This is a genomic window from Flammeovirga yaeyamensis, from assembly GCF_018736045.1.
GTDB lineage: Bacteria > Bacteroidota > Bacteroidia > Cytophagales > Flammeovirgaceae > Flammeovirga > Flammeovirga yaeyamensis.
The window spans coordinates 548571-574724 of record NZ_CP076132.1 but is presented as its reverse complement, the minus strand read 5'-3'; the positions used below and the strand labels follow the sequence as shown (position 1 = coordinate 574724).

Annotated in this window: 18 protein-coding genes and 1 pseudogene; 7 read left to right on the top strand and 12 right to left on the bottom strand. The window is 32.5% G+C overall.

The window, feature by feature from the left end:
* The first annotated feature begins 80 nt into the window (after positions 1-80).
* Positions 81-2396 carry a hypothetical protein gene (locus KMW28_RS02240; protein ID WP_169665063.1) on the top strand — a complete coding sequence of 772 codons (2316 nt, stop codon included), beginning with the start codon at positions 81-83 and terminating at the stop codon, positions 2394-2396.
* A 92-nt stretch (positions 2397-2488) separates the two neighbouring features.
* Here KMW28_RS02240 and KMW28_RS02235 read toward each other — a convergent pair whose 3' ends face one another.
* From KMW28_RS02235 to KMW28_RS02220, 4 genes are all read right to left on the bottom strand, one after another.
* Positions 2489-3658 carry a T9SS type A sorting domain-containing protein gene (locus tag KMW28_RS02235; RefSeq protein WP_169665064.1) on the bottom strand — a complete coding sequence of 390 codons (1170 nt, stop codon included), beginning with the start codon at positions 3656-3658 and terminating at the stop codon, positions 2489-2491.
* A 253-nt stretch (positions 3659-3911) separates the two neighbouring features.
* Positions 3912-5726, bottom strand: a complete 1815-nt coding sequence (locus tag KMW28_RS02230) for a T9SS type A sorting domain-containing protein (protein WP_169665065.1) — start codon at positions 5724-5726, stop codon at positions 3912-3914.
* Positions 5727-6300: 574 nt separating this feature from the next.
* Positions 6301-8160 (bottom strand): T9SS type A sorting domain-containing protein, encoded by a 1860-nt coding sequence (locus KMW28_RS02225; protein WP_169665066.1) that lies wholly within the window; start codon positions 8158-8160, stop codon positions 6301-6303.
* A 184-nt stretch (positions 8161-8344) separates the two neighbouring features.
* The gene (locus KMW28_RS02220; RefSeq protein ID WP_066210463.1) at positions 8345-8791 is read right to left on the bottom strand and encodes a DUF4199 family protein; all 447 of its coding nucleotides are present in this window, start codon (positions 8789-8791) and stop codon (positions 8345-8347) included.
* Positions 8792-8914: 123 nt separating this feature from the next.
* Between KMW28_RS02220 and KMW28_RS02215 the strand changes: the two genes are divergently transcribed.
* Positions 8915-9310 (top strand): transposase, encoded by a 396-nt coding sequence (locus KMW28_RS02215; RefSeq protein ID WP_205958251.1) that lies wholly within the window; start codon positions 8915-8917, stop codon positions 9308-9310.
* A gap of 41 nt (positions 9311-9351) precedes the next feature.
* Positions 9352-10197 (top strand): annotated as a pseudogene (locus tag KMW28_RS02210) (IS3 family transposase); the annotation flags it as partial.
* A gap of 139 nt (positions 10198-10336) precedes the next feature.
* Here KMW28_RS02210 and KMW28_RS02205 read toward each other — a convergent pair.
* On the bottom strand, positions 10337-11371 hold the full coding sequence (locus tag KMW28_RS02205) for a threonine aldolase family protein (RefSeq protein ID WP_169666973.1): 1035 nt from the start codon (positions 11369-11371) through the stop codon (positions 10337-10339).
* A gap of 169 nt (positions 11372-11540) precedes the next feature.
* Positions 11541-14678 carry a PAS domain S-box protein gene (locus KMW28_RS02200; protein ID WP_169666975.1) on the bottom strand — a complete coding sequence of 1046 codons (3138 nt, stop codon included), beginning with the start codon at positions 14676-14678 and terminating at the stop codon, positions 11541-11543.
* 166 nt (positions 14679-14844) lie between these two features.
* Between KMW28_RS02200 and KMW28_RS02195 the strand changes: the two genes are divergently transcribed.
* A complete protein-coding gene (locus tag KMW28_RS02195; protein ID WP_169666977.1) occupies positions 14845-16650 on the top strand; it encodes an SLC13 family permease in 1806 nt (601 codons plus the stop codon).
* Between the two features lie 4 nt (positions 16651-16654).
* Positions 16655-17425 (top strand): sulfite exporter TauE/SafE family protein, encoded by a 771-nt coding sequence (locus KMW28_RS02190; RefSeq protein WP_084005886.1) that lies wholly within the window; start codon positions 16655-16657, stop codon positions 17423-17425.
* Here the strand turns inward: KMW28_RS02190 and KMW28_RS02185 are convergent.
* The 4 genes from KMW28_RS02185 to KMW28_RS28460 form a co-directional block, all read right to left on the bottom strand.
* Positions 17422-18489 carry a hypothetical protein gene (locus KMW28_RS02185; RefSeq protein WP_169666979.1) on the bottom strand — a complete coding sequence of 356 codons (1068 nt, stop codon included), beginning with the start codon at positions 18487-18489 and terminating at the stop codon, positions 17422-17424. The two genes, KMW28_RS02190 and KMW28_RS02185, sit on opposite strands and share 4 nt — an antisense overlap.
* On the bottom strand, positions 18489-19487 hold the full coding sequence (locus KMW28_RS02180) for a hypothetical protein (protein ID WP_169666981.1): 999 nt from the start codon (positions 19485-19487) through the stop codon (positions 18489-18491). Before KMW28_RS02180 ends, KMW28_RS02185 begins: the two co-directional genes overlap by 1 nt.
* A gap of 145 nt (positions 19488-19632) precedes the next feature.
* Positions 19633-21054, bottom strand: a complete 1422-nt coding sequence (locus KMW28_RS02175; protein ID WP_169666983.1) for a T9SS type A sorting domain-containing protein — start codon at positions 21052-21054, stop codon at positions 19633-19635.
* A 188-nt stretch (positions 21055-21242) separates the two neighbouring features.
* On the bottom strand, positions 21243-21515 hold the full coding sequence (locus KMW28_RS28460) for a hypothetical protein (protein ID WP_244994484.1): 273 nt from the start codon (positions 21513-21515) through the stop codon (positions 21243-21245).
* Here KMW28_RS28460 and KMW28_RS28680 point away from each other — a divergent pair.
* Positions 21490-21621, top strand: coding sequence for a hypothetical protein (locus KMW28_RS28680; protein WP_394369901.1), 132 nt, complete (start codon positions 21490-21492; stop codon positions 21619-21621). The two genes, KMW28_RS28460 and KMW28_RS28680, sit on opposite strands and share 26 nt — an antisense overlap.
* Before the next feature lie 75 nt (positions 21622-21696).
* Here the strand turns inward: KMW28_RS28680 and KMW28_RS02165 are convergent, their stop codons facing one another.
* Positions 21697-22974, bottom strand: a complete 1278-nt coding sequence (locus KMW28_RS02165) for an anthranilate synthase component I family protein (RefSeq protein ID WP_205958238.1) — start codon at positions 22972-22974, stop codon at positions 21697-21699.
* Positions 22975-23209: 235 nt separating this feature from the next.
* On the opposite strand from KMW28_RS02165, the gene KMW28_RS02160 reads away from it, so the two are divergent.
* Complete coding sequence (locus tag KMW28_RS02160) at positions 23210-24484, top strand: MFS transporter (protein ID WP_169666987.1); 1275 nt, start codon at positions 23210-23212, stop codon at positions 24482-24484.
* A gap of 60 nt (positions 24485-24544) precedes the next feature.
* Here the strand turns inward: KMW28_RS02160 and KMW28_RS02155 are convergent, their stop codons facing one another.
* Positions 24545-25966 carry a T9SS type A sorting domain-containing protein gene (locus KMW28_RS02155; RefSeq protein WP_169666989.1) on the bottom strand — a complete coding sequence of 474 codons (1422 nt, stop codon included), beginning with the start codon at positions 25964-25966 and terminating at the stop codon, positions 24545-24547.
* Positions 25967-26154: the final 188 nt, after the last annotated feature.

Below are 26154 nucleotides of genomic sequence, written 5' to 3'. Positions count from 1 at the left end.
TACCCAATCCTTAAACTAACGAGAAATGTGCTTACTACTAATATCATTGATACTTAATCTTATCTAACGTATTTAACCGAATGAAAAAACTATTCTCTAGAATTATTATTCTTCTGATTTCTTCTGTCCTTTTCTATTCCTGCAACAAACATTACGAAGAAGTCCTGGATGAGACTACTGAAAGTTCATCACTAAGAATGCCTTTTAATCAGCAAGTTTATATTTTAAACTCCTCTTCAGCTGGTTCTGAAATCTATGAAGTAAGCTATGACTTTCAGGGTTTGGAAGATGAAGCTTACTTGAAAAAAATGAAACTCTACAAGGAAAATGGACAACCGTTTACCATTCCGCAAGGAGGGCACATGTGTGTGAGTCCTGAAAACGATTACCTCACAGTAGTTGTTAGCAGAAAGAAAAAAATCTACCTTGTCGATCTCAAAACACACAAAGTAAAAGTTATTCACCTATTTAAGTATGATCCTAACGTTTCAGTAGATCAAATGAAACGGAATGTAAATAAATATCGCTTCAGAGGTAAAATCACTCAAGTAGATGTGGATAAAGACGGCTACTTATTTCTTGCAGGTAAAAGTGGTTTCTATAAAGTGGTTGCTGATTGGGGAACTGCACAAAATGGCGGATCCGATATTTGGAATGATGTAGATGCTTCTTTAAACGGAACAAGGTATGCAGGACAAGTTTGGGCACATGTCGTAAAATTTGAATTTGATAGTGAAGTCGCTGTAGAAGGTATTGAAGATGAAGATTTCGTGGAACCTGAGTTCTATTTTGAAGAAAATACCATTCAACAAACAAATACTGTCAAATTCCAAGGTGGAGACATCTTGTTTACACAAAATAGTGACGAAACAGATGGTTTTGAAAGGCAACGCCTCATCTCTTTCAGTCAATGGCAAGGAGGTACTGCTATCTATTTAAATAATATGGACTGGGACTGGTCAGACAACAAAGTATCTTTTCAAGCAGGTACTATCTACGGTGGTTTAAATGCACGTGACGAATCCAATCTCATCGGTGGCCGTGTAACAGGTGCTGCACTAACAGGCGATAATATGGTGTTCACGTCTCATCACTTTTCTGATAAGCTGCAATTGAGAACCTTAAATGGCGAAATAATTAAAAATGATATCAAAATGATATTATTAGATGACAGCGGTAATCCAACTGAAAATACATTATATCACAATTGGGGAGACATGGCTTCAACCCAATCATTTGATGTGAACTCAGACAATCCTATCAGCAATGATAACAATAGAGAAATTGTTGGAGAATATTATGATCAGTGGTATAGAGGCAACTTAGAAGGATACCAATATGCCGAAGTTAAATTGTACCGTCCTGAATACTTTAATTATGACGTAAAAGACTTGTCTCATGATAATTACAATGTAAGTAAGGAATCTCGTAAAAATTCTGCCAATGCAGATTTAGCGGACTTTAGAAAAAATGCTAATAAATTTGTTTCACTTGGTGGTGAAGGTGGAATGGTACTCATGCAATTACCTCAACCTTTAGAATTAACTATAGATGCTACACTTCAAGTCGTAGAAACTTCATGGGGTAAAAAAGCCTTTTACGAAGATAAAGAAGAAGCTTTTAAAGCGTATGGTGAAAAAGCTGAAGTATTTGTTCATAAAAGCTATAATGGCAGATACTATAAAGATGACTTAGAAAACAGTGGTGATTGGGTGAAAGTTGGAGATGCCTACATTGCCAATAACGAATTCCATTTAAGCTATGTTGATGGTCTTCAAGATGTCAATCAAATCTCTTGGATTAAGATTGTTGATAGTGGATCTATAACTGGGGATGGTTTTGATGTTAACTTTGTTGCGGGTTATCAGAAACCTATGTTATCCGATTCTCACAAAGATAAATTAGCTTTGTATAAATTATATGAATCAGCTGGTGGTTCTAATTGGTGGATAAAAAATGAACAAGGTGTATTCGAAATCCCCGAATCACAACAATGGTCAATGGACAATGATTTGGACAATTGGTTTGGTGTAAGTACAAATAGTGAAGGAAGAGTAACTAGTATAGATCTATACAATACCAATTTAATTGGATATTTACCTGAAGAAATAGGTAATTTATCTGAACTAGTTAGTATAAACATTATGGTAAATCAGTTAAGTGGTGAATTACCTTCAACCTTAACAAATTTAACTAAACTCGAAACCTTATTAATTAGTGAAAATCAATTTGAAGGAAATAATTATGGGACTATTATTTTGAGTATACCAACTTTACAAAATGTATTTATATTCTTCAATAATTTTGATTGGACATTAATGTATTTAACTCCACTGTTCAATCACCCCAACTTTAATAATGAGTTCTTCTGTCCCATCTTAAAACAAGTTTTATAAATACGATGTAGTCTATTATTTTGATTACAAAAGTATATAAACGAAAAAGGCCACCATTTTAGGTAGCCTTTTTTGCATATACATTTTTTCTATTAATCAATCATGAACTTAGTTCTACTAATTTCAGATCCGTTTTTCGTAATTAGAAAATACAAACCCTTCCTCAAATTATCAGGTAGTTTTTGTGAAATCACAATGCTATTAACATTAATAGTATTCAATAAAGAATTATCAATAAACTTCCCATTAACGTCATAAATTGTCATTTCAATAGAACTTCCAATACTTAAATTATTCAAAGCAACTTTAAATGAACTACCATTAGATACTATGTTAGGGTACATTGCAACATTGAGTGTTTTAGATATGACAGATATTTCAATCGGACCATAAACAGTTTCTGTTTGATCAAAATCAACATGAACTAAACGATAAAAATTTATTTCATTAATATCTTCATCAACAAAAGAATATTCTATAGTTACCGAACTGTTTCCTGAAGTTTCTAGATACCCTATTTCTTCCCATGATGTTTTATCCGAAGACCTCTCAATAAGAAAGTGTGAGGAATTAATTTCTGTAGCAGTTGACCAATTAAGTACTACATAATCTTCTATTTTTTCACCCGTAAAAGATATTAACTCGACCGGTAAATCATTATCACCTCCAACGGATAAATTTCCTAAATTATTAATAGTAATACTTGGTATTAAAGTGTTTGCATAACTTTCTTCAGCTGCTGCTCTAGTAGCGGCATCAAGGCTAACACAATCATCACAAAATAATAGACTTGAAGCTAATGATATATCACCTGTTATTTCTAAAGTTGCATCTTCTTCAATAGTAATTGTAGATCCATAATGTAAAAATAAATCGCCATCTAATATTACATGAGTATTTGATTTAATAATCCAATGCACAGCATAATCTGCTAGACTATTACCATCCACCTCTGTAAATTCACCAGCTCCTGGCCTCAACGATAATAACCCTTCGCCAGCAACATTTAAAAGCGAAACGGTATTTATGATATAATCGGGTCCATCGTTAGGATCATTATCACCGTCTTGGTGAGTAATTGTGATATCTTGACCGGTAGCAGAAAATAAATGAAATGTTTCTGGTGTTGTTTCACATGCTACTACGCCCGATTCATTAAAAGTAAAATCAGTAGTTTGACCTGTTTCACATTGGCTAAAGCCATCACTATTTATGAATAAAATAAACAGTGCTGTAAAGGAGTAAAAGGTAGTTTTTGTCATAGTTAATATAGCAATGGTTTAGAAATAGAAAGATTAAGTTTAGAATTGAACATTCTTCGTTCTTAGTATGATCTATTTAGTTGGGGATAGGGATATAACGAGTAAAGAAAAGTTCAATTTATATTATTAAATTTCAATAATTCTGAATTGAATACAAAATTATCCTTCAATAAATATATGATTACAAGTGTTTTATCACTAAAAAAGGTGATCCCTTCCGAGATCACCTTCTAATATCTTTATAGCTAACTGATTATTTAATAACCAATCGTTTTCTTTTTACTTCTGATCCGTTTTGGAAAACCATGTAATAAACTCCTGTAGATAAATTATTAGGTACATCTATTTCTTTAAATAATGAATTTGAAGAAGTTCCTATTTCTTTTACAAATAATTCTCTACCATTTCCATCAAAAAGTTTAACAAGAATTGAAGAGTTTTCTACTAACCCCGTTAGACTTGTTCTTAAATCTTCTCCGTTAGAAATTGCATTTGGCATTAGAACTACATCAAAGCCAGATAAGGCGTTTGCATTAAAGTTTACTTGAACAGGTCCAAAAATTTCATTTTGACCATCAAAATCATATTGATGTAATCTATAATAAGCTTGAGTCAATGGCGAAATATCTGAAAATTCATATGAAATAGAAACATTTGAATTACCTGCTGCTTCAACTTCTCCTAACGATACCCAATTTGTTTTATCTGTTGAACGTTGAACGACAAAATGAGATGCATTTATTTCTGTTGCTGTTTCCCATTTTAAAAGAACTTCTTCATTTTCAATAGATGCATTGAAATATGTTAACTCTACTGGCAAATCATCAGGAATATTTGAATGAATAATTGTTACTTCTTGCTGATGGTCTGTCATCATCATACTTACTCTATTTACAGAAGCAGCATCTTTATCTACTACTGAAATAGTGATTTTTATATCTTGAGCAAAATAATTAGTCAATTCTGTCTTCTGTGCTTCAGTAGCCATATTATTATGATATGCTGTCATACTTGTAGCTACAGATCCATGTAAATTCCAAGTCATTTGTGATAATACATTCTTTAACGCTAATAAACTTGAAATGTTAGTTTCATCTTGAGATATCTCCCCTAAAGATATATCTAAAATTGAGCTCTGAATCTGAATTTTTTTATTAGCTAAACTAATTTCATTTTCTATATCTAATAGATCTAATTCACTAGTAGTAAAAATATTTTCGCTTGTAGATGTATTCGTAAAGAAGTCAGATGCTGAGGCTGTAGTTGGAATAGTAATAACAACTCCTGTGTCAAATGGGTTAGGTGAACCTGGGTTAGATCCAGGTAACGTAATGTCAAAACCACCTGTTGCATTTTCCAAACTATCTATCCAATTTTGAACAATATCTTCTAACCAATCTAATGCACCACCAGCAAAAAAGTTTATTACTTGAATTAAAGAAAGTAATGACTCCAGCCCAGAAGTATCTGCTGTTGCAGGATCAAACTGTGTTACTAAACCTGAAACGAACATATTTGGGTTTGGTAAAGTTCCTAAGTAGCCACCTGAATAATTTAATACTGCATTATTGCCAACATGTACTTCACCTCCATCTGCTACGTTTATTGTCACTCCTACTGACTCTTCTGGAGTTAACTCACCTCCTTCTGTTAGTAAATCGTTTCCAATGATTAAGGTTCCTCCATTCTCAACATTAATAGATGAACTATTAGTAAGCAATAAATCATTTGGTACAATTAAAGTAGCATTATTTTTTATTGTCAGAGTCACACCATTAATATATACTCCATTGTTTGTTTCACCAGTAAGCGTTAAAGTTGGATAATCAAGAACAACTTCGACAACATCAGTACCATTACCGATTGTCAATGTTCTATTAACATCATTTGATGTAAGAATTCCTTCTAAAGCATTACCGTATTGTTGACATTCTGAAGTTATAGTTACATCACTTGTCATACTTGGTGTCCCTGCTTCAAAGAATGCAGAATTACATTGAGCATACAATTCATAACGAGTAAGCAGTAAAAATACTGCTACTAAATAGTAGAAATTTTTATTTTTCATAGAATAGATGTTTAGCAGTAGTTTATTCTGACTTAAGTAAGAATAAAGAGTGAATTAATAGTAGATGTATTTAAGTTCAAATAAGTTCTAATAATTACATTTAAAACAAGAACCTTTCCATTTTTAAAATTCAAGCTGTAATTACCTAGAAAAGATAACTTTAACACGACCTTGTAGTTGTTTTTTTTAACAGTGTTAATAACTGCAAAGTTACATTTTATTTAAATAGTACAAAGTATTATTTAAATATTAACTTTTTATTCTCTGTTTTTGGTCTTTTTTATCATAATCAAAAAAAATTCTGATAATTAAAAAATTAAATTAGTTCCATAAACATCTAATAGTCAAACTTTTTCTTTAAAGCTTTTGAGAACTAATTTTCAACGAAATAGTTTAAAATCAGATTAAAATTCTTGATGACAGATTAATAACTTTTTTCAACTTTTATTACTTATTCATTTATTTAACGATGATACATATACTTTTTAAAACAAGAAAACTGCTCCAAGATGTTTCATAAACAATAAGCTTAAGATTATCCTGAAGCAGTTTAAATATGTGCTAACGTTTCTACTTACTTAAATAGTATTTTCTTTCTTTCAATACTGCTTCCATTTTGGAATATCAAGTAGTACATTCCTTTTCCAATTTGATTAGGGTATTCTAATTCTTCTAGTAAACTCGTATTCCCTGTGGATTGAATAACATCAGAATGAATTAATCTACCATTCGTATCAAACAACTGATATGCAACATCTTGATTAGTATTTATTCCAGATATACTTACCTTTACTTGGTCACCAATTGTTGTGTTATTAGGCATCAATACAACATTGAATTTCCTTTCATTTCCAAAAGCAACGAATAAAGGACCAAAAAACTCTGATTGACCATCAAAATCAACTTGTTTTAAACGGTAATACACATCGTTGTAAGAGTTGTTATCGGTATATTTATAATCGTGTCTTGTGTTTGAATTACCAAATGCCTTTACCTCTCCAATTTCTAACCAATTTGATCTATCATACGATTTTTGAACAATAAAGTGAGATGCATTTTTTTCTGATGCAGTCGCCCAGTTTAATTCTACATCGTTGTTTATCTTCTCTGCTGTGAAAGATATTAGTTCAACTGGTAGGTCGTCGTCTGTTATTTGATGATTGAATTGAATATCAAATTCCGGGTAACTTATTCCATTTGTTGTATAAAAATTTTTGGTTTTACCTTTATCAAAGATGGATACAGTTAATGACATATCCGGGTCAGCAAATAAATCTTTCAATTTTTGTCTATCTTCATCTGATATATCATTTGATCCTTCAACTACATTCATTAATAAATCTAATAGCCTTATTTGATTACCTCCTTTGTAACTAAAATTATTAGTAAATGACCAAGATAAAGTTGATAATAAACTTCTAACATCATTTATATCATCTGTTTCCTCTGAAGTAAATCCAAAGTCACTATTGATATCATCAAAAAAAGAACTAGATAAAACAACTTCTTTTCTCATCCAAGAGTAATCTGATGAAGAAATATAATTCGCTTGATCAAGTAATTCTTGTTCTTCAGTTGAATTAAATATTAATTGTGTTTGATCTAGAGTTTCTCCATTGATATTTATATTTGAAGCCGTGAATGGGTCAGATATATCTAATAATAAATCAAATAAGTTTGTTGTTAAATTATTATTAATAGAATTTCTAAAATCACTATTATTTTCTCCTTGAATAGCTTCAAACTGTCCTTGAATAAAAATGGCTACTAAATATCTAAGTATACCTAAATCAGTATTCTTTTTTAACCAATCTAATGCTAATTGATAAGAAGATTGTCCTACTGTATCAATTCTTTCTATTATCACTTGCCCTTGTGTAAATACTTCACCGTTAATTGTACCATTTGAATAATTATAATAACCATCTCCTCTTACATAAATTCTAGAATTATTGTTTAAGTTTATCAATGAACGTCCTGCAAATCTATTCGATACTATTAAATCTCCTAATACAATTAATTGACCATTACCTACAATATTGATATTCGTCAAAACACTTATTTCTAAATCTCCTTTGACAATTAACTTAGAATTGTTATTTATATTAATGTTAGTCCCTGAATTAGGTACATCAATGCAAGTTCCATTTTTACACTCCTCAGTATAATCACTTTCAAAAAGTAGTTTTTCTTTAACATTAATAGTAACTTCTCCATCAACATTAAAAGCGTGCATATCAGTACTATTATTCACATAAGATATAATCTCTAGATCTGTACCCAAATCCACATTACAATTACTTAAAGTTAAATCTCCTCTTAAATTATAAGTAGAACCACTAAACACACTGCATTGAGCCCACGAAGTCATAGGTAGAACTACACCAATACACATTAGTACTGATAGCAGCATAGATTTTATTAAACTTTTCATAGAAGTCTGAATATTAATTTCTAACTCAGCTGGAATAGAGTTAGATTGTTAGGTTTATAAATTAGTTTAGGTAAGCTTTAGATTAGTTTATTTATTAGGTTTATCAACTGATTGTTAGCTTACTCAGAAGCTTAAAACGCAAAAAATAAACCACAGTTGCGAAAAAAACTGTGGTTAACACTTATTAATTTTTTATTGTAGAAGGTTGCTTTATTAAGGTGTATCTCATTATGACATAGGAGATTAAAAAACCTGATCCGACGGCTTCGAAGACCAAACCTATAAAGACAGTCATGGGATTTAAATAGGCTCCATTCAAGGCATATTGTTGAAGATAGGTCATAAATTCGGGTTCTACAGAGGTGAGATAAGTTACCATGAAAATGGCGAATGGAAGTGCACCTGCCATTGTTACAATTATTCCCTCCAGAAAAGCATTGAGATAACCGTAATTGGATTGATCTTGCTGTCGTAATTCTTTTAAGGCGAAATAAATGCCTGTTGATTGAATGAGAAAATTTAGTACTCTAAGTTCCACAATGTGATAAAGATTGAGGAATTTCATGATGAAGAATAAAATAAGGTAACCGATAAACATGAGGCTACCATATTTCAATGCGATTTTAAACATAGTATTAAAAGTTTGGGTCCTCCTTCATAACTAAAAAGGGCTTGAGGATGTTTAATTCCCCAAGCCCTTTTTAAGGTGATATGTACAGTCCTAAAATAACGATACACTAAAACAATCGTTATCATGGAAGAAAATAAAAATCAGTTCATTAAACGTACCCAAAAGGATTATCCAATGTCCTTAAAGCTTCAAATTGTCTCGGAAGTTGAAAACGGTCAACTAGGTCTTAAAGCAGCTCAACGTAAATATGGTATTCAAGGGAATCAAACTGTAAAGATTTGGTTACAAAAATATGGTAACTTTGACTGGAACCATAAAGTAAGTGCCATGAAGAAAAAAACACCTGAACAAGAGTTATTAGAGCTTAAACTTGAGTTGGAAACAGCAAAAAAGAAAATCAAACGATTAGAGGCTGAAGCAGAAAAAGCTGACCATAAATCAATTATTTTCGATATGATGATTGATTTGGCTGAAAAGGAATATAAAATTGATATAAGAAAAAACTCTTCACCCAAGTAGTAGACCATTTCAGAGGTGAGTATTCTAAAGGTGTAGAATATTCAAGTCAATTACTTGGGAAAGACCGTCAAGTGTATTACCGCTCTATTAAGCGAAAAGAAAAAGATCTGAAAATTTCTGAGCAAGTAGTATCACTCGTAGAAAACGTTAGAATAAAGTTACCCAACAGTGGTCATAGAATGTTGTACACTCTACTGTACTCTGATTTGAAATCTCTGGGTGTAGGACGAGATAAATTGCTGCAGATTTTGAAAGCCAATCACTTAGATATAAAACCTAAGAGAGCATATCATGTAACAACAGACTCAGATCATAGATTCAAAACTTATCCAGATTTGGTTGATGGCTTAGAAATTACTAGGCCTGAACAAGTCATGGTAGCTGATATTACATATGTTGGCACAAGAGATAACCCTTGGTATTTAGCTTTAATTACGGATGCTTATTCTAAAAAAATTATGGGATATGACTTATCTAGGTCGTTAGATAAGCAAGGTGCAATTAGGGCATTAAAAATGGCAATAAAACAACGTGAGTATAAGGGGGAAAAGTTAATTCATCACTCAGATAGAGGTGTACAGTATTGCAGCAAAGCTTATCAGAAATTGCTTAGAAAAGCAAAAATTATAACGAGTATGACTGAGACTTATGATCCATATAAAAATGCTATTGCAGAACGCATCAACAGAACCATAAAGCATGATTTTAATCTGAGTAAATATGTTAATTATGAAATAGTCTTTGAAGCATACTTAAAAGAATGTATAAAAACTTATAACTTAGTGCGACCTCATATGTCATGCTATATGAAAACACCAATTCAAATGCATAAAACAAGAGGAAAAAGAAGAAGAACTTACCAAAAGGTAAAGGTAAAAGCAACATAACAAATTTTAGAAACCTTTAATGGTGGAAATATGTTAGGCGAAAAAAAGACCCAATAACTTTTAAATTATTGAGTCTTATATTTAAAATAAATTTAGTAAAAACCTGTATCGTTATTTCAGGACTTTACAATAAATATTTCTATGCTTCTACTACTTGGTATTTTTCCAAGGTAGTAATAAACTGATTGATCTCTTCTTCTGTCGTATCAAAAGAACACATTAAGCGTACTTCATGCGTCTGTTCATTCCAAACATAGAAAGGAGATTGTTCTTGTAAAATTGGAATTACTTTAGGGTCAAGAATAGCAAATACGCCATTGGCTTGTACTTTTTGAGTCACCTTAGCCCCTTCTGCTTTTTGAAGCCCCTCTGCTAACAACTGCGCCATCTTATTCGCATGTTCAGCATTCTTTTTCCAAAGATCTCCATCAAATAAAGCAACAAATTGAGCAGAAATGAAACGCATTTTTGATAAAAGTTGCATTCCTTGTTTTCTGAGGTATTTGTAATTTTCTGATAAAGACGTATTCAAGAAAATTACTGCTTCACCAAACATTAATCCGTTCTTTGTTCCTCCGAATGAAATAAAATCAACACCAGTATCCACTAACATTTCTTTAAATGTTGCTCCTATAGAAACGGCTGCATTACTAATTCTTGCTCCATCAACATGTAAAAGAAGATTATTTTGATGTGCAAAATCAGCGATTGCTTTAATTTCTTCACATGTGTAGACCGTACCATACTCCGTCGCTTGTGTAATGGAAACTACTTTGGGTTGCGACCAATGTTGCTCTCCCAAATTCACTAGAAAAGGAGAAATATCTTCAGGTGATATTTTACCGTCTTCTTTCTCTATGGTTAGGATTTTAAAACCACCAAACTTTTCTGGAGCACCACACTCATCAACATTAATGTGAGCTACACTAGAAGTAATAACAGCACCATAAGAAGGACAAACAGAACTTAAAGCAGTAACATTCGCTCCTGTTCCATTCATAGTAAAGAAAACATCAATATCCTCTTTCAAAAGTCTTTTGAACATCTCGATAGCTTCTTTTGTAGCATCGTCTGCTCCATAGGCTCCTTGATGTCCATTACTTACTTTTGCTATCGCCTCAATTATTTCAGGAGATGTTCCCGCATAATTATCACTTGCTAATGTCTTTTTCATTGATTGAATTAATTCGATGGTTAACCTGAATTGTTTAGTATAAATAACGCACAAATATACTTTTTGATTGAATTAATTCATCAATAAATGTTAGGGTTTTCGCACTGTTAGGTATAGTGATACAATGTATCACTCTAAAATCATTTATTTAATTCTTTCGGATTAATGACTACTCAGCAAATAAAACCAGTAGTTTATGTTTGATGTCATCGAAAAGTGGCACCATGATCATCGTATGATTTACTCCTTTTAATTTTACTTGACCCTCCATTAATTTAGCCTTACTAATCGCCTCTTTAATTTGATCTTTTTGAAGGTCTGATAAATAATCAGGTAAATCAAAAATACGAACGACTTTATCTGATATATCCGAGAGTGCTGAATTCATTTTAACAATATCAAAGCCAGTATCTACAATCGCTGCATAACATGGCAACTGGTCTAACCAATTGTCATTTTCAAAATCTATCTCTTTATTATTAAAAATTTCTTCTATTAAGCTTTGTCCAGAATCAGAGAAATTACTTTGAATTCGAGTTAAAGCATTTCTTGCTTTTTGTTTCTCTAATTCAATACTGAGATTCATTTCTTTTTCTATTCTTTCAGTAACATCAAATATGATAAAGATAAACTTAATTGGCACCTCATTTTTGATTACAACAGAAGCACTTGTATCGCCCCATAGTTTTTTCTTCTTAGGAGTTCTAAACTCTAAAGTTCTCTGTCTCACCCCAGCCTCATTTGGTTCTGAAAGTAATCCAGAAATAGCCGTTTGATAAGATGTTGTTACCAAATCTCCTAAAGGATGACCGATAAGGTTTTCTATACTATGTCCTGTCCACTTCTCAACCACATTATTTCCAGAAAGTACTCTACCGTCTAAACTCACCTCAAGAACCATCGCCATTTCATCGATAAGCGTATTACGTGTTTCCATCTCACTCCTTAACAATGAAAGCGTTTCCGTTTGGGTTTCTAATTCTTTCTTAACAAATTCCTCAGAGGTACTATCTTTTATGAATAATGTAAATCGATCAACATCTCCGTTTAGTTTCTTTAAAGGAGCCAATTGAATATCACAAATTTTAGATCTTCCTTCTGAATCTAAAAACACAAATTGTTGAGTAATCATTCCTCCCGCTTTTGCGTCTCTTAATGCTCTTTTAAAGACTCTTATTTCATTTGCATTCTCAAGGAATTCAACAATTGGAGTATTTCTGAATTCTTTCCTCTTATACCCAAAGATATCTGTAAATATGGTATTAGCTGCTTTAATCACTCCATCCAAATCCAAGTCTAGAACAGGGAAATAATGTCCAAAATGTGATAACCGTTCTGAATTGGTAAGGTCTTTTGCTTTTTGTTCTGTCGTAAACTCTGCAAATTTGATGATTTTGTAAGGTTTTCCATCTAAACCAAATATTGGATTGTATGTACCGTTCATCCAAACATCCACTCCCTTCTTACTCATACGGCAGTATTCTCCGGAAATAAATGACCCATTTGATAAACTATCCCATAATAATTTATATCGCATGGAATTCACTTCTTCAGAAGAAACCAAAATACGTTCATGTTTACCAATAATTTCTTCTTGCTTATAACCCATTACAGAAAGGTACATATCATTGGCCGTAAGAATCTTACCTGACATATCAAATTCGATAATGGCCATCGTCTTACCAATGGCAGACAGTATATTTTTATTCAGATTAGATTCTTTAGAAAGTTCAGTCAGTTTTGTGTTTAACTGATCTTGCACTTCCTGCATCTCATCTGTTTTTTTGATCAACGTTTCTTCTTTGTTCTTTAAAGAATCGTTCACCTCCATAGATTCCTTAAGTAGCTTACGGGTATTTTCATTCATCATATATACCGCAATGGCAGAAGCAAATCGTTCACAAGCTGCATTAGCATATTCTTGTTCATGTGGTAATAGAGAATGATATGAGGCAATTTCTACGGCACCATATACATCGTCGTTACCATGTACCACCGGAATAATAATAATAGATCTTGGCGGAGCCTCACCCAAACCAGAAGAAATAGCGGTATAATGCTGAGGTAAATCTTCTACATACACGTATTGTTTTTCGAGCATGACCTGACCAACAAGTCCTTCGTTGGCTGATATTTTTCTTTGAGGAAAACGTTTCTTACCATAAGCATAACTCGCTACTTGATGCACGATATTTTCTTCTTCTGCATTCATCTTTAAGAAAACACCTCCTTGAAGTGCACCTAAATGTCGAGTAACAAAACGAACAAACTCATAAGCCATTTCTTCGATGGTATCAAATTGTTGTCCATTTAATGTTTCTGTAGTTTTCGCTAACCCTTCGGTAATCCATTTACTTACAAATTCCTCCTTAGATAGTTGCTCCAATGTATTTCTAGCCCTTAAGAAAGAGTCGGATAATCTAGAATTAAGACCTTCTGTGTTTACCTCATAATCTTTATCTCCAAGATATTCGATCATCTCAGTAATTCTATTAAAATCGTCTTCTAGGGCAAATACTTTATTTTCGATAATTTGAATATCAGGGATTTCAGAACTTTCTTTCTCCCCTGTAAATTCCTCTAAGTTTTTACGAAGAAGTCGAATATGTACAAGAATCTGATTTCTAAAAAAGGCTCCTTGTGTTAACAAAACAATAACACCAAAAACAACTAGCAAACCGTTAAAGATTAAACTCTTTGTACGAGTCTGACGGATATTTTCTTCTAATTGAAATCTTGTTTCTCTATTGTGTAATAGTAATGATGAATTTCTTCTTTGTAGGAAATCTAAAGCTTTCCCGATTTTATCACTTCCTTCTTCTTCATCAAGTGCTCTGGCCCTGCCACTTAATGATCCTGTTCTTGATTTTGCTTGAAGATCTACAGATGAATTTGATTCAATACTGGCATCCCACATCAAATCAATTTTTGTATAATAATCTTCAAATCTTTTTCTGTAAAGTTCTAATGCATGAGAAAGTTGATCGTCACCCAAAGAGGTAAGTACTAATACACTTTGCTTTTCAGTAGAATTAGAAGAAATACCTTTTTCCATAGCTAAAATTTGAGAATAAATTTTATCGGCCTCTTGCTTTAACTGCAAAAGTGTCTTTCTATCCTCTGAACGATAATAGTCTTTAGCATGAAATGGAATATTGGCAATTTTGTATTCCTGATTAAGTAATATCTCTGAAACATCTCTTTTTTCTGCCTGTGAAGATCTCAAAAAAGAAACGAAACTCGTTAGTAATAACAAACTAAGAATCACAATAGTGGCAATTCCTCTAAATTCTGCACTTACTTTCATCTCTTATATATTAAATAGGATTTTTTCCTAGATCAATTTAAAATTTCAAACTATGCGATCAACTATTCGTCAAAAAAATCAGTTCATAACAATATAAGTATGTTATTTGTATAACCAATCTTATCGCTAAACTATATACCTTTTAAGTTATAACTGTCATTATCCTATGCCTAACCCATTGCTACTAGCTCAAAAGAACATACAGTTACTACCTCAAGAATACGACAGGTGGATCGTGTTGATTACTGTTATAAGTGTTATCATCGCCTTACTAAAAGAATGGGAAAAACCCTCTACCATTTTCTTTTTAGGAGTCGTTGCTCTATTGGCTACAGGGATCATTCATGTAGAAGATGTTTTAAACTCTTTAAGTAACTCTTCAATAGCTACAATCATTGTGCTAGTTATTGTGACTACTCATCTTTATCATACATTCAATGTTTCACTTATATTAAATTACTTAGTAGGCGACTCTAAAAAGCCACGTCTCTTTATGGCTAAGATCATCACTTTCTCTGCCCTGTTTTCTTCTTTCACCAATAATACACCTGTTGTAGCGGGCTTAACGCCATATGTTTATGATTGGTGCAAAAAAATGGGAGCACATCCATCTAAGCTCCTTATACCTTTAAGTTTTAGTACCATCCTTGGAGGTATGATTACTGTTATTGGTACTTCTACCAACTTAGTATTGGTTGGTTTTATAGAAACGAACAAACTACCTCCTTTAGCCTATTCCGACTTCCTTTATTTAGGACTTTTGGTTACTTTTTTCGGAATTATCTATTTGGTCACGTTGGGGTATAACTTATTACCGGAGAATAAAGAGGTTTTTGATGATGCCAAAGCAATTGCACCAGAATACTTGATGGGGCTTCAAATTCGTAGAGCCTCCAAGCTAATTGGTAAGGAAGTACAAAATACCAAAATGAAGAATTTCGATGGGGCTTATTTAATTGAGGTTCATAGAGAAGGCGAAGTGATTACCCCGATACCAGATGATTTTGTTTTTGAAGAGAGAGATATATTAATGTTTATGGGGCAAACTGAAAACATTATGGTCATTCTAAATTCTGATGCTGGTTTAGCTGTACCTAATAAGAAGGAAGAAGAAGAAATTGTGGAAGCCGTAATTCCTGCCAACTCTGCTCTTACTCGTAAAAAAATTGCAAAAATTAAATTTAGAGAAACCTATGATGTTGACCTTGTCGCTATTCATAGAAATGGTCAGAAAATTACAGGAGAATTAGACGATGTCTATTTACAATCGGGGGATATGCTTTTACTTTCTGCTGGGGATACTTTCTTCTCAAACATTAAAATGTACAAAGAGTTTTATGTATTGAGTACAATAAAAAATAATAAAGCACCCATTTCAAATGCAGCAAAATGGTCGTATTTTATGCTTCTTTTCACTATTGTTATTGCCGTGGGTTTAGGGGTGATTCCTTTATTGGTAGGTGCAATATTTGCATTTTCTGGACTTCTAATGATTAAAGCGACGAATTTCAACATAGTAAATAAAGAACTCGATCTGGATTTACTGGTTTTGCTTACCTCTGCCCTTACCCTTGGAGAGGCCTTTATATCATCCGGAGCAAGTGATATTGTCAGTAATGTATTTATAAAAATATTTCTTCCTTTTGGGGTGTATGGAGTACTTATTGGGTTGTTCCTTTTTACTGTTCTACTCACCTCATTTGTTACAAATGTAGCGGCGATTTCAATTTCTTTCCCTATTGCTTATTCCTTAAGTCAGATGCTTCAGGTACATAGCACTCCTTTTTTTGTGGCCATTGCTTTTGCAGCTTCTGCAGCCTTTTTAACCCCTGTTAGTTATCAGACCAATTGGATTGTATATGGTCCAGGCGGGTACAAGCCTAAAGATTTTATGAAAGTTGGTTTACCTTTAATGGCAATTTATACTGTAGTTTGTATTACCTTTATTTCATTTTATTACCAACTACAATAATCCAATGATGGATGACCAATATATCAATTACCTTATTTGGTTTTTGGGATGTATATTTTCTTCTGTAATTACAGCAATCTCTGGAGGCGGCGGTATGTTTTCCATCCCTTTATTGATCTACCTCGGATTACCTACACATTATATATTAGGGACCAACAAAGTAATTTTAACTACAGCTTCAGTAACCGCTACATGGCGATATTATAAAAATGGACTACTACAACTAAATCAAGAGTTATTGATTTCTTTTGTTTTATGTATTGGCATGGCCATTTTTGGAGCAGAAATGAGTGATGTTCTTTCTACTCATTCCATGCTCATATTACTCCTCGTGATGATCATAGTACTATTTACTATGGACAGATACAAAAAGAAGGAATCTACAGAAAATAATAAAGCTCACTTACGACCTAAAATTATTTATCCAACAGCTATCCTTCTTGGTTTTTATAGCGGATTTTTTGGACCTGGCACAAGTGTGATCTCCTTTTTTATCATCTCCTTCTTTGCTTCTGTACCCACTATGGTGAACGTTGCTTTTTCCAAAAGCTTAGCCATGATTTCTTCCTTAGCTGCATTAATTACATTCGCCATAGAACAAAAAGTACTTTGGGACTATGGAATCATAGGACTTGTCGGTGCCTTTATTGGTTCATGGATTGGTGCCGGCTTAGCCATGAAAGTAGATCCTAAGAAAGTAAAAACCTTCTTTAATGTGATGTTGATTGTTTTCCTGATTAAAACATTATATGACCTATGGGTTGAAAACAGTTAGTTATTCTCTATTTGAGGTAAAATCTGATTGATCTGAGATTCTTGAATGATAGTTCCTAACGTAACAGTCACTTTTCCCTTATCATCATAAAACCTCAATATTTTTTCTCCATTTTCACTTTCAAAGAGTATTTGATATACATCATCAGATAAATAATTCCCATCCAAAGAAGTCACTCCTCGATGTCTACTTACAAAGTAATACTGCCCTCCATTGTATTTTAATAATCTTGCTTTTTCCAACATCACTTCTTCCTCATCAATAAAATCTTCTATTAAGGAAGTATTTGCTGGAGATTCTAAAAAAAGAAACTTTCTATTTACCAATGGATGATAGTAAAGTGATGTATCACCAACTAAAGAAAAACAATAAGAAATCATACCGTTATCCCATTCTGTTTGATACGTTTTATCGACAAAATAATCCTCTCCTTTTAATGTAAATACACCTTTAGTTCTAATATCATCTAAATCTTGATCAAAGACTTTAAAGAAAGAGCGTTTCTTTTTGGGAACAAAATTGGCATTTTTATCAGGTAATTCTATCTCCTCTACTTCTTCAGGAATAGTATTATAAAAATCATGTACATAATCTTTTACATCCATCATTTCCTGAAGATACTTCTCATCAAATTCAAGTAAATCTAATTGTTGTCTTACACCATTCTTCTCAAAGATTAGATTTAAGATATATGTATTTTCTTGTTTTTTTTGAATATACAATTGCTCAAAAATATCAGTATTATGTGCCTCTCTATAGTCTAAATCTTTATCCATTGAAATAAAATAGATGACTCCATGGTTAAGAATAAACTTAAAATAGGTTTCTCTATTTATTTTCCTTGCAGTAAAAGAGAGCAAGTAAGTAACTATACCTAAAATGATTAATCCAAATATCCAATGAAGGGTAAAAAAATAAGCCGAGAAAATTATTCCGACAAAGTAAAACAGATAATTAATTCCCATTGGGTTGGTATTTTTTCTGATTTTACTCTTCAATCGCTCTGTTAACTTTCCCTTAAAAGTTAATATGGCTGCTCCTGTTCTTGTTTCAACTACCTTCATTATGCGATTTCTACTTTACTTACTTCAAAATTATTTTCAGAAAACTGTCTTATTGTGATCCACTCATAAGTGCTTTTATATGTTTTCTGTTGGATACTCACCAAGTTTTCCACAGTATGATCTGGAAAAAATTGTCCTTTTAAATCCTCTACTATGGTATAATAATTATTCTGATAGGTGAAATCGTATTTTAAATCCTCCCATATCACTTTATCCTTGAAGAAAGCATTTAAAAAGAATTTAGTTGGATTGATAGATTTCTCTAAATAATACTTTTCGTGTTTTCTCTGAAAAACTTTCTTTTCCTTACCATTATTGGCCCATAATAAATGATCTACTCTTTGGTTATCCCATTCGAATTGATACTTTTTTTCTAAAATATGAGACTCTTCATTAATGTCGATTACATCACCAATGGCAACTGTTTCATCAAATGATTTTACTTGTTCGATTGATTTCTTTTGAAGTCCATGCAACTGATATTCTCCATCAATAGAATAATCATCAATCCCTAAAAAATCTTCTATTGCACTTTCTAATTTTCTGCCACTATAGGCTGATATGGTTCTGTCTTCTAAAAGAGGAATATCATTATCGTCTTTTGTTCTTAGTACTAAATTTACTTGAGGAGTATTAGAATTTAGAGATTTTGTTTTGTGATAATCTAGATATAACTGTGCGATTGTATTCGTTGGAATACTAATCTCTTTTCCTCTTGGATGCTTTACTATTAAAGTCACCCCATCGCATTCTATTTTAGTACTTCCAATTACTATAAGAGAAACAATGGTGATCGATACATTAGTTATGACTGTTGCCAAGAGTACATAATACCCCCATTTAGGATTTTCATCTAAAAGTAAATTAGGAATCAGACCCGTGAAGAAAACTAGGATTACAAAATAGGTTGGAACCAGTTTTAAAAGATACATCACCCAGTCTTCTTTAAACCAAGAGATAGAAGCCTTTAGCTCAAGATTATCGATGTTTAGTTTCATATTGTTTGCTTTGACACTATAATATTTACATTCATTTATAGTGTACGTATTTTTCGGAAGTTTAGATTTAAATATAAATAAAAAAAGATGTTATTTGATATAAAACCGAATAACATCTCTTTTATAATCATTTCTATTAGTTGACTTAATGTAGCACCACTACCTCTGAATGAATATTTTTAGATCCAGCATGAGCATTTAGAACATAAATGCCATCTTTTAAATTGGAAGTATCAATATCTACTTCTTGTACTTCTCTATACTGTTTATCAAATACTATTTTTCCTGTAGATGCCTCTACAAGATCAAATTGTACTCCATTCATCTCCGAATTATTAAGCGATACATGCAAGATATTATTCGCGGGAACAGGGTAGATCTGCTGATAACTAAACTCATTTTCAATAGCATGAATTTCACGAACCCATGACTGACTTAATCCGTCAAAATCAACTTCTGTCAAACGCACATAGGCATGATTAGAAGAAAACGGAAGGTCATTTATTGTATATTCTTGATGTGTATTACTATTACCAAATGCCGGAATATCCTCTTCTAATAACTTATAATGAATATTATCTGATGATACTTCTAAAGTGAAATGATCTGCATTGATTTCTGTCTCTGTAGACCAAGATGCATTAAAGGTATGTTCGCTATTTCGTTCTACCTTAAAATTTGATAACTCTACGGGTAAGTCGGTATAAGCATGTTCTAGTTCAAAGTAAAAATGTGAGAAATTTGTCCATGGCCCCATATGAAGGAACCTTACCTGATTATCAAAAGTGTGGAATAGTTTTCTAAACAATTCTCTGATCTCAGTTAAGGGCATACTATAACCGCTTGTTTCCGAAGGTAAAACTGATAATGTATTGTTGGCTAACCTTGGGTTTGGTCTTGCCTGCATAAACTGTAGAACACCTCTATCTATATCATCATCATTGGTAATATCTACCATTGGATTTGCAATCAGAAATCGACCAATATCAGTCAACAATGCTAACTGATATTTATTAAGTTGGTTGACATGGTCCGTCAACTCAATTGGTTTAAGATTAATATCGGTCTTTCCCATTGCGATAATCTGAGAACCACTTCCAAAAGATATTACGTGATCAGGGTTGGCACTCTCCAAATTAAATGTGAAAATATTGTTCACTATGATTTGTGAGTGTTCCTTTAGTAGAATACTCAATTGTGTGGCTAAATCATGAAATCGACCATGAATTTCTAAATGTGCATTAGGTTCTAAAATTACAGTACAGCCATTTCCTATATGATGGTATCCAGATAAAGTTGTTGTATCAGAGATAATCGGATCTCCATATTCAAGCATCTCTTTTGACCCTATTATGAGATCACTTAATACTAAATCCCCATCAATAATTACTCTTGTATTCGATTTTACACGAATAAACTTATAAAACCCTTCAGGTAGGTGGATGTGCTGTTCTCCATTATAATTGATTACAGAATCTGGTTGAACAATCTTAAGACTAGGTGATGATTGACCGTAAGTTTGAATCGTTAATAGAGTTAATAATAAACTCCAAAGTAATTTTTTCATTTGTTTGTGTGTAATAAAACAGTCTATACTTTTCCATATAGAATGTTGATTAAGTTAAAAGATACACTCAAATTTAGAAAACCTTAAATTATCTTAATTAATTTATTAACAATCTTTATATCAATCACTTACTAACAAAAAATATGAACTAAGCTTTTTCTTTGCTTTTTATGGGTTCTTGAATAATACTAATTGATCGTTTTGCTAAACTTAAATTTATTGCATTCCCCTTCATTTTTTATCCTTTGATAATTAGAACACAAATAGTGATTATTTTCGAGATCACAAGGAGTAGAATTACTGTAATTTCCTGACAAAATAAATTGCTCTGCATCATTATTTTTGATTTCCCATTCTGACAGATCTACAGTTAACTCTATATCCTCATCAAATGATCTATTAATAATATGCACAGAAACGGTACATTGGTTTGTAGTGAAAGATGCTATTACAGCCTCCAAAGAGCAGATTGATATGTTACATAAATTGATGCCTAAAAATAATTTTAGGCAAATACAGCCATTAAATAAGCGAACTATTTTTAGTGAGATAGTATCCGATCTCTAACTTATTACTCCAATAAAAAATCCTCAGCTTGTTGATTCAATAAGTTGAGGATAATTTTTATTTCAATTCTTTTTATTAGAAAGTAATCTCAGCATTCAAAGCGGATAACATCCCTTTAGCTTTCAATAGACACTCTTCGTATTCTTCTTCAGCTTCAGAATCAATAGTAATTGCAGATCCGATCTGGAAAGAAATATACTTTGATGCTGCATTATAAAAAGCGGAACGGATCACCACGTTAAAATCAAAATCTCCATCTGGAGTGATATAACCTATTGATCCAGAATATACACCTCGTTTGGTACGTTCGTAGGTTTCGATTAAAGCCATAGCCATCACTTTAGGTGCCCCTGTCATACTTCCCATAGGGAATGCTTTTTTAATGACTTCCGAGAAAGGTTGAAAATCTTTCATTTCTCCTTCAATAGTTGAAATCATCTGATGCACCGTTTTGAAGCTATAGATACCAAAAATCTCAGGTACTTTAATCGTCCCTGCCTTACAAGTTCTTGCTAAATCGTTACGTACAAGGTCAACGATCATCATGTTTTCTGCTACCTCTTTTTCGGAATTACGAAGTTGTTCTTTTAATAAGACATCTTCTTCCTCTGTAGCTCCCCTTTTTATCGTTCCTTTGATAGGTTGAGAAACAATTCTTCTTCCCTCTTTTTTCATGAAACGCTCAGGTGAAGAACTAATTACAAATTTATCTTCCACCCTATGAAATGCAGAAAAAGGAGCTGGTGATAATGATGAAAGTCTTAGATATAAATCAAATGGATCGAGGTCTGCTTCTTTTGAAAGAAATTCCATGCAGATGTTCACTTCATATACATCCCCTTCAACAATATGATTTTGAATTTTCTTGACAGTATCCAAATACACTTCTTTTGAAATCTTTGGAGATACTTTTCCGCCCCATCCATCTGTCATTTCAGGAACTTCAGTAGACATAATTTCATCATAAATCTTATTTTGATCTTCGTCTGAAATAATTTCTACTCCGTTTTCATCAAATACAAAAACCGTTTTAGGAACATAAAAGAAAGCATTAGGCAACTCTATTCCGTCTGGGTGATCGGAACAAAGAAGTTCCACTTCATTTTTCAAATCATATCCAAAATGACCAAATAGCCACGATTTATGTTCTCTATGAAACATCTCAACACTATCAAAACTGTGTCTTTCTTTCATAGGACAAATATGTTTTGCTCCTACTGCCAAAAGGTGCTTAAACCCCGATTCTGGGTAAGCAATTTTGTGGTCATACAGGTAAGTACAGTGAGATTCTGATTTACCCCAATACCATGCCTTTAAGCGAAAAGACTCTAAATTTTTAAGTTGAAAATGCATCGTTGTGTTTGATGTTTCTAAAAGCTCTATCATTATAATTGCAAAACTACACAATAGTTTAGTTAACGACACTTTTGTTTCAATTATTTTGATAATAATACTGATGATCAACTCATCAAATACTATTTGATTCTAATTCAAAAAGATAATTCAGTACATAAATTGGTCAATTTTGAGGTAATGTTCCTTTCCTATTTTTTTGATATTGATAGCATCATTAACCAATTTTTTGAACATGACAACAATTGCCGTAAATCAAGAGAAAACATCTTCATTAAGAGCCTATTTAGCCGTTTTCTCAGCTGGAGCATTCTTCTTTTATAGTTTCATTCAGATGACATTATTCAGTACTGAAGCCATGAAAGAATATTTCATCGATCGTTTAGCCTTAACGAGTGCTTCTGAATTTGGTAGCTTTGCCGGAACATTTTTAAATGGAACTGTACTTTTATTAATTCCAATTGGTGTTTTACTAGATAAATTTTCAGTAAAAAAAGTAGTACTTGCCATGGCTACCATAGCCGTTTTATGTGTGTTTGGAACTACATTTTCGAGTAATGTGACTGTATCTAGTGGGTTTAGATTTGTGCTTGGAATTACACACTGTGCCGCATTTATGGCTCCTTTCCGTTTAGCCCCAAGATGGTTCCCATCGTCTAAATTAGCTTTAATATCGGGGCTGTTAGTCACTTTTGCCGTATTCGGCGGATGGGTGTCTGGTACTCCATTATTACTTTTATTAGAGCATTTTGGTGGACAAACTACTATGTTAATCAATGCCTTTTTAGGTTTAGCAATATTAATTTGTATTGGTGTATTTGTAAAAGATAGCCCTCAAAAAGAAGAAGAAGCATCTACATCTTCAGAGGGATTATCTTTAGTGGAAGGATTGAAAAAAGCAGGATCAAACCCTCAGAACTGGTTAGCAGGATTATTTATCGGTTTACTAAACCTTGCTGTACTTTTATTAGGAGCCATCTGGGGAACCACCTATTTGAAATTTGTCAACCCCGATTTTTCTGAAGCAACATACACTGGTATTATCGGTATGATCTTCATTGGTACAATGGTCGGTTCTCCTATCTGTGGATGGGTTTCAGATAAGATTCAATCTAGAAAGAAAGCAATGTTAGGAGGCGCTATTTTATCCTTAATAGTGATGTTATTAATCATGTATCCACTATCTACAGGATCTACCTATTTCTTTATCGTTTTCTTAGCTTTAGGCTTTATTACTTCGGCACAAACAGTAGGTTATCCTGTCATCGGAGAATCAAACGATGATGATGTTTTAGGAACAGCCAATGGACTTTCTGCTGTGGTTCTTATGGGTATGGGTGCAGTCGGACAACCACTTTTCGGATGGTTAGTGACTTATTTTGGAGGTGGAGAAAACGCTACTCCAGAATTATTACAGTCTGCTTTTCAAGCCGCTATTTGGATTATGCCAATTGCATTTATAGGGGCCGGAATCTGTGGGTTATTTATCAAAGAGACTTTTAAAAAGTAAAGTGTATATAGATTAAAAGGTTAAGGCTGATTTTGGTTATTCAAAATCAGCCTTTTTATTTTAGTGAAATATTAATATTTCATCGTGTCTATTTCTAACTCCACATTTTGCATGTAGAATATAAACACCATCATTAAAACTAGAAGTATTGATATCAATTGATTGTACTTCACCATATTTCTTTTTGAAGACCACTTTCCCCGTCGAAGCTTCTATCAGTTCTACAATAACACCTTCTTTATGGGCATTTTGTAATTGAACATGTAAATTATCATTCGTTGGAATTGGGTATAATTTATTATAATTCAAAGCTAAATTACTGCTATGAACCTTACTTGTCCAAGATTGAAAAGAACCATCAAAATCATACTGGGTTAGTCTTACATAAACATTATTAGAACTTATTGGTAAATTTTCTACCTTATACTTTTCTAAAGTATTAGAATTCCCTTTGGCAGGAATATGACCTGCAATTTCAAAATAATGAATTTTATCATTGGAGTAATCTAGTTTAAAATAATCGGAATTTATTTCAGTAGCTGTACTCCAAATGGCGTCAAAACTATCATCCCCATTTTTAACAACTTCGAAATTAACCAACTCAACAGGTAACTGAGCAAATTCGTGCTGCATAGTAGCAAAGAAAACTGAAAATGGTGTGCTTGAACCTCTTTGCTCTAAATGAATTTGTTCAATATTAGACTGAAGTAAAACTCTTAATAAATCTTTTAATACTACTTTAGAAATTGGATTTCCGTTTTCTCCAGCAATCGGATTAATACTTTCATGATAAAATTGAGGGTTTTGTCCATGTGTACCAAAATATATATCAACTCCTCTATCAAAATTATTTCTGACTCTATCACCATATTGAGAAAATAAAAATTTACTGATATCGATTAATGCCTCTAACTGACTTGGTGTCATTCCATTAACTGCATCTGTCAAGCGGAATGGTCTTAACTTCAAATCAGAGGTTCCCATGGTAACAATTTGTGCATTGGTTCCAAAGGACATAATATTAGCAGTAGTTCTTCTTTGAAGATTTATATTGAAAAGACTGTTACAAATTACTTCTGAATCATCTTTTAGAATCATATTTAAGTTACCACTCAAATTTTGATGCATTCCTCCATAAACTTCTAAATGTCCATTATGTTCTAGTATTATTGTACTAGATGTTGAGAAGTCATAGTTTATTTGTTCAATAGTTGAATCACTAATTACAGGATTGCCATATTGATAAATAACTCCACTGTGTGCATTGGGGTCAAGATCTAAAGATCCAGTAATAACCACATTTTGATTTTCGCCTACTCTTATAAATTTATAATTACCTCCTGGTAAATAAATATACTCTTCGCCTTTGATGGTACTGATTGAATCAGGTTGAACCGTTTGGATATTTTGATGCTGTGCCCAACTCTCATCATTATCAAATAACACAAATAATACAGCAACAAATAGTAATTTTGTTTTCATGTAACCAGCTTGTTTAAATTAAAATAGCAATAATAATATTTTTACAATTTTTATTATTTTTTAAATATTTAGTTTAGTTACGCTGTTAAATGAAATTCGTTACAACAAACTTAATTAGTTGACTATCAATTATTTGGTTATATTAATTTAAAAATACATAATTCATTTTGCACATTGTTATATATCAA

Bases quoted from the DNA above. Each gene is read 5' to 3' on its own strand.
- KMW28_RS02230 (WP_169665065.1), bottom strand. From the start codon at position 5,726: ATGAAAAATAAAAATTTCTACTATTTAGTAGCAGTATTTTTACTGCTT.
- KMW28_RS02160 (WP_169666987.1), top strand. From the start codon at position 23,210: ATGACAACAATTGCCGTAAATCAAGAGAAAACATCTTCATTAAGAGCC.
- KMW28_RS02180 (WP_169666981.1), bottom strand. From the start codon at position 19,487: ATGAAACTAAACATCGATAATCTTGAGCTAAAGGCTTCTATCTCTTGG.
- KMW28_RS02185 (WP_169666979.1), bottom strand. From the start codon at position 18,489: ATGAAGGTAGTTGAAACAAGAACAGGAGCAGCCATATTAACTTTTAAG.
- KMW28_RS02165 (WP_205958238.1), bottom strand. From the start codon at position 22,974: ATGCATTTTCAACTTAAAAATTTAGAGTCTTTTCGCTTAAAGGCATGG.
- KMW28_RS02215 (WP_205958251.1), top strand. From the start codon at position 8,915: ATGGAAGAAAATAAAAATCAGTTCATTAAACGTACCCAAAAGGATTAT.
- KMW28_RS02200 (WP_169666975.1), bottom strand. From the start codon at position 14,678: ATGAAAGTAAGTGCAGAATTTAGAGGAATTGCCACTATTGTGATTCTT.
- KMW28_RS02220 (WP_066210463.1), bottom strand. From the start codon at position 8,791: ATGTTTAAAATCGCATTGAAATATGGTAGCCTCATGTTTATCGGTTAC.
- KMW28_RS02155 (WP_169666989.1), bottom strand. From the start codon at position 25,966: ATGAAAACAAAATTACTATTTGTTGCTGTATTATTTGTGTTATTTGAT.
- KMW28_RS02205 (WP_169666973.1), bottom strand. From the start codon at position 11,371: ATGAAAAAGACATTAGCAAGTGATAATTATGCGGGAACATCTCCTGAA.
- KMW28_RS02240 (WP_169665063.1), top strand. From the start codon at position 81: ATGAAAAAACTATTCTCTAGAATTATTATTCTTCTGATTTCTTCTGTC.
- KMW28_RS02175 (WP_169666983.1), bottom strand. From the start codon at position 21,054: ATGAAAAAATTACTTTGGAGTTTATTATTAACTCTATTAACGATTCAA.
- KMW28_RS02235 (WP_169665064.1), bottom strand. From the start codon at position 3,658: ATGACAAAAACTACCTTTTACTCCTTTACAGCACTGTTTATTTTATTC.
- KMW28_RS02190 (WP_084005886.1), top strand. From the start codon at position 16,655: ATGATGGATGACCAATATATCAATTACCTTATTTGGTTTTTGGGATGT.
- KMW28_RS02225 (WP_169665066.1), bottom strand. From the start codon at position 8,160: ATGAAAAGTTTAATAAAATCTATGCTGCTATCAGTACTAATGTGTATT.
- KMW28_RS02195 (WP_169666977.1), top strand. From the start codon at position 14,845: ATGCCTAACCCATTGCTACTAGCTCAAAAGAACATACAGTTACTACCT.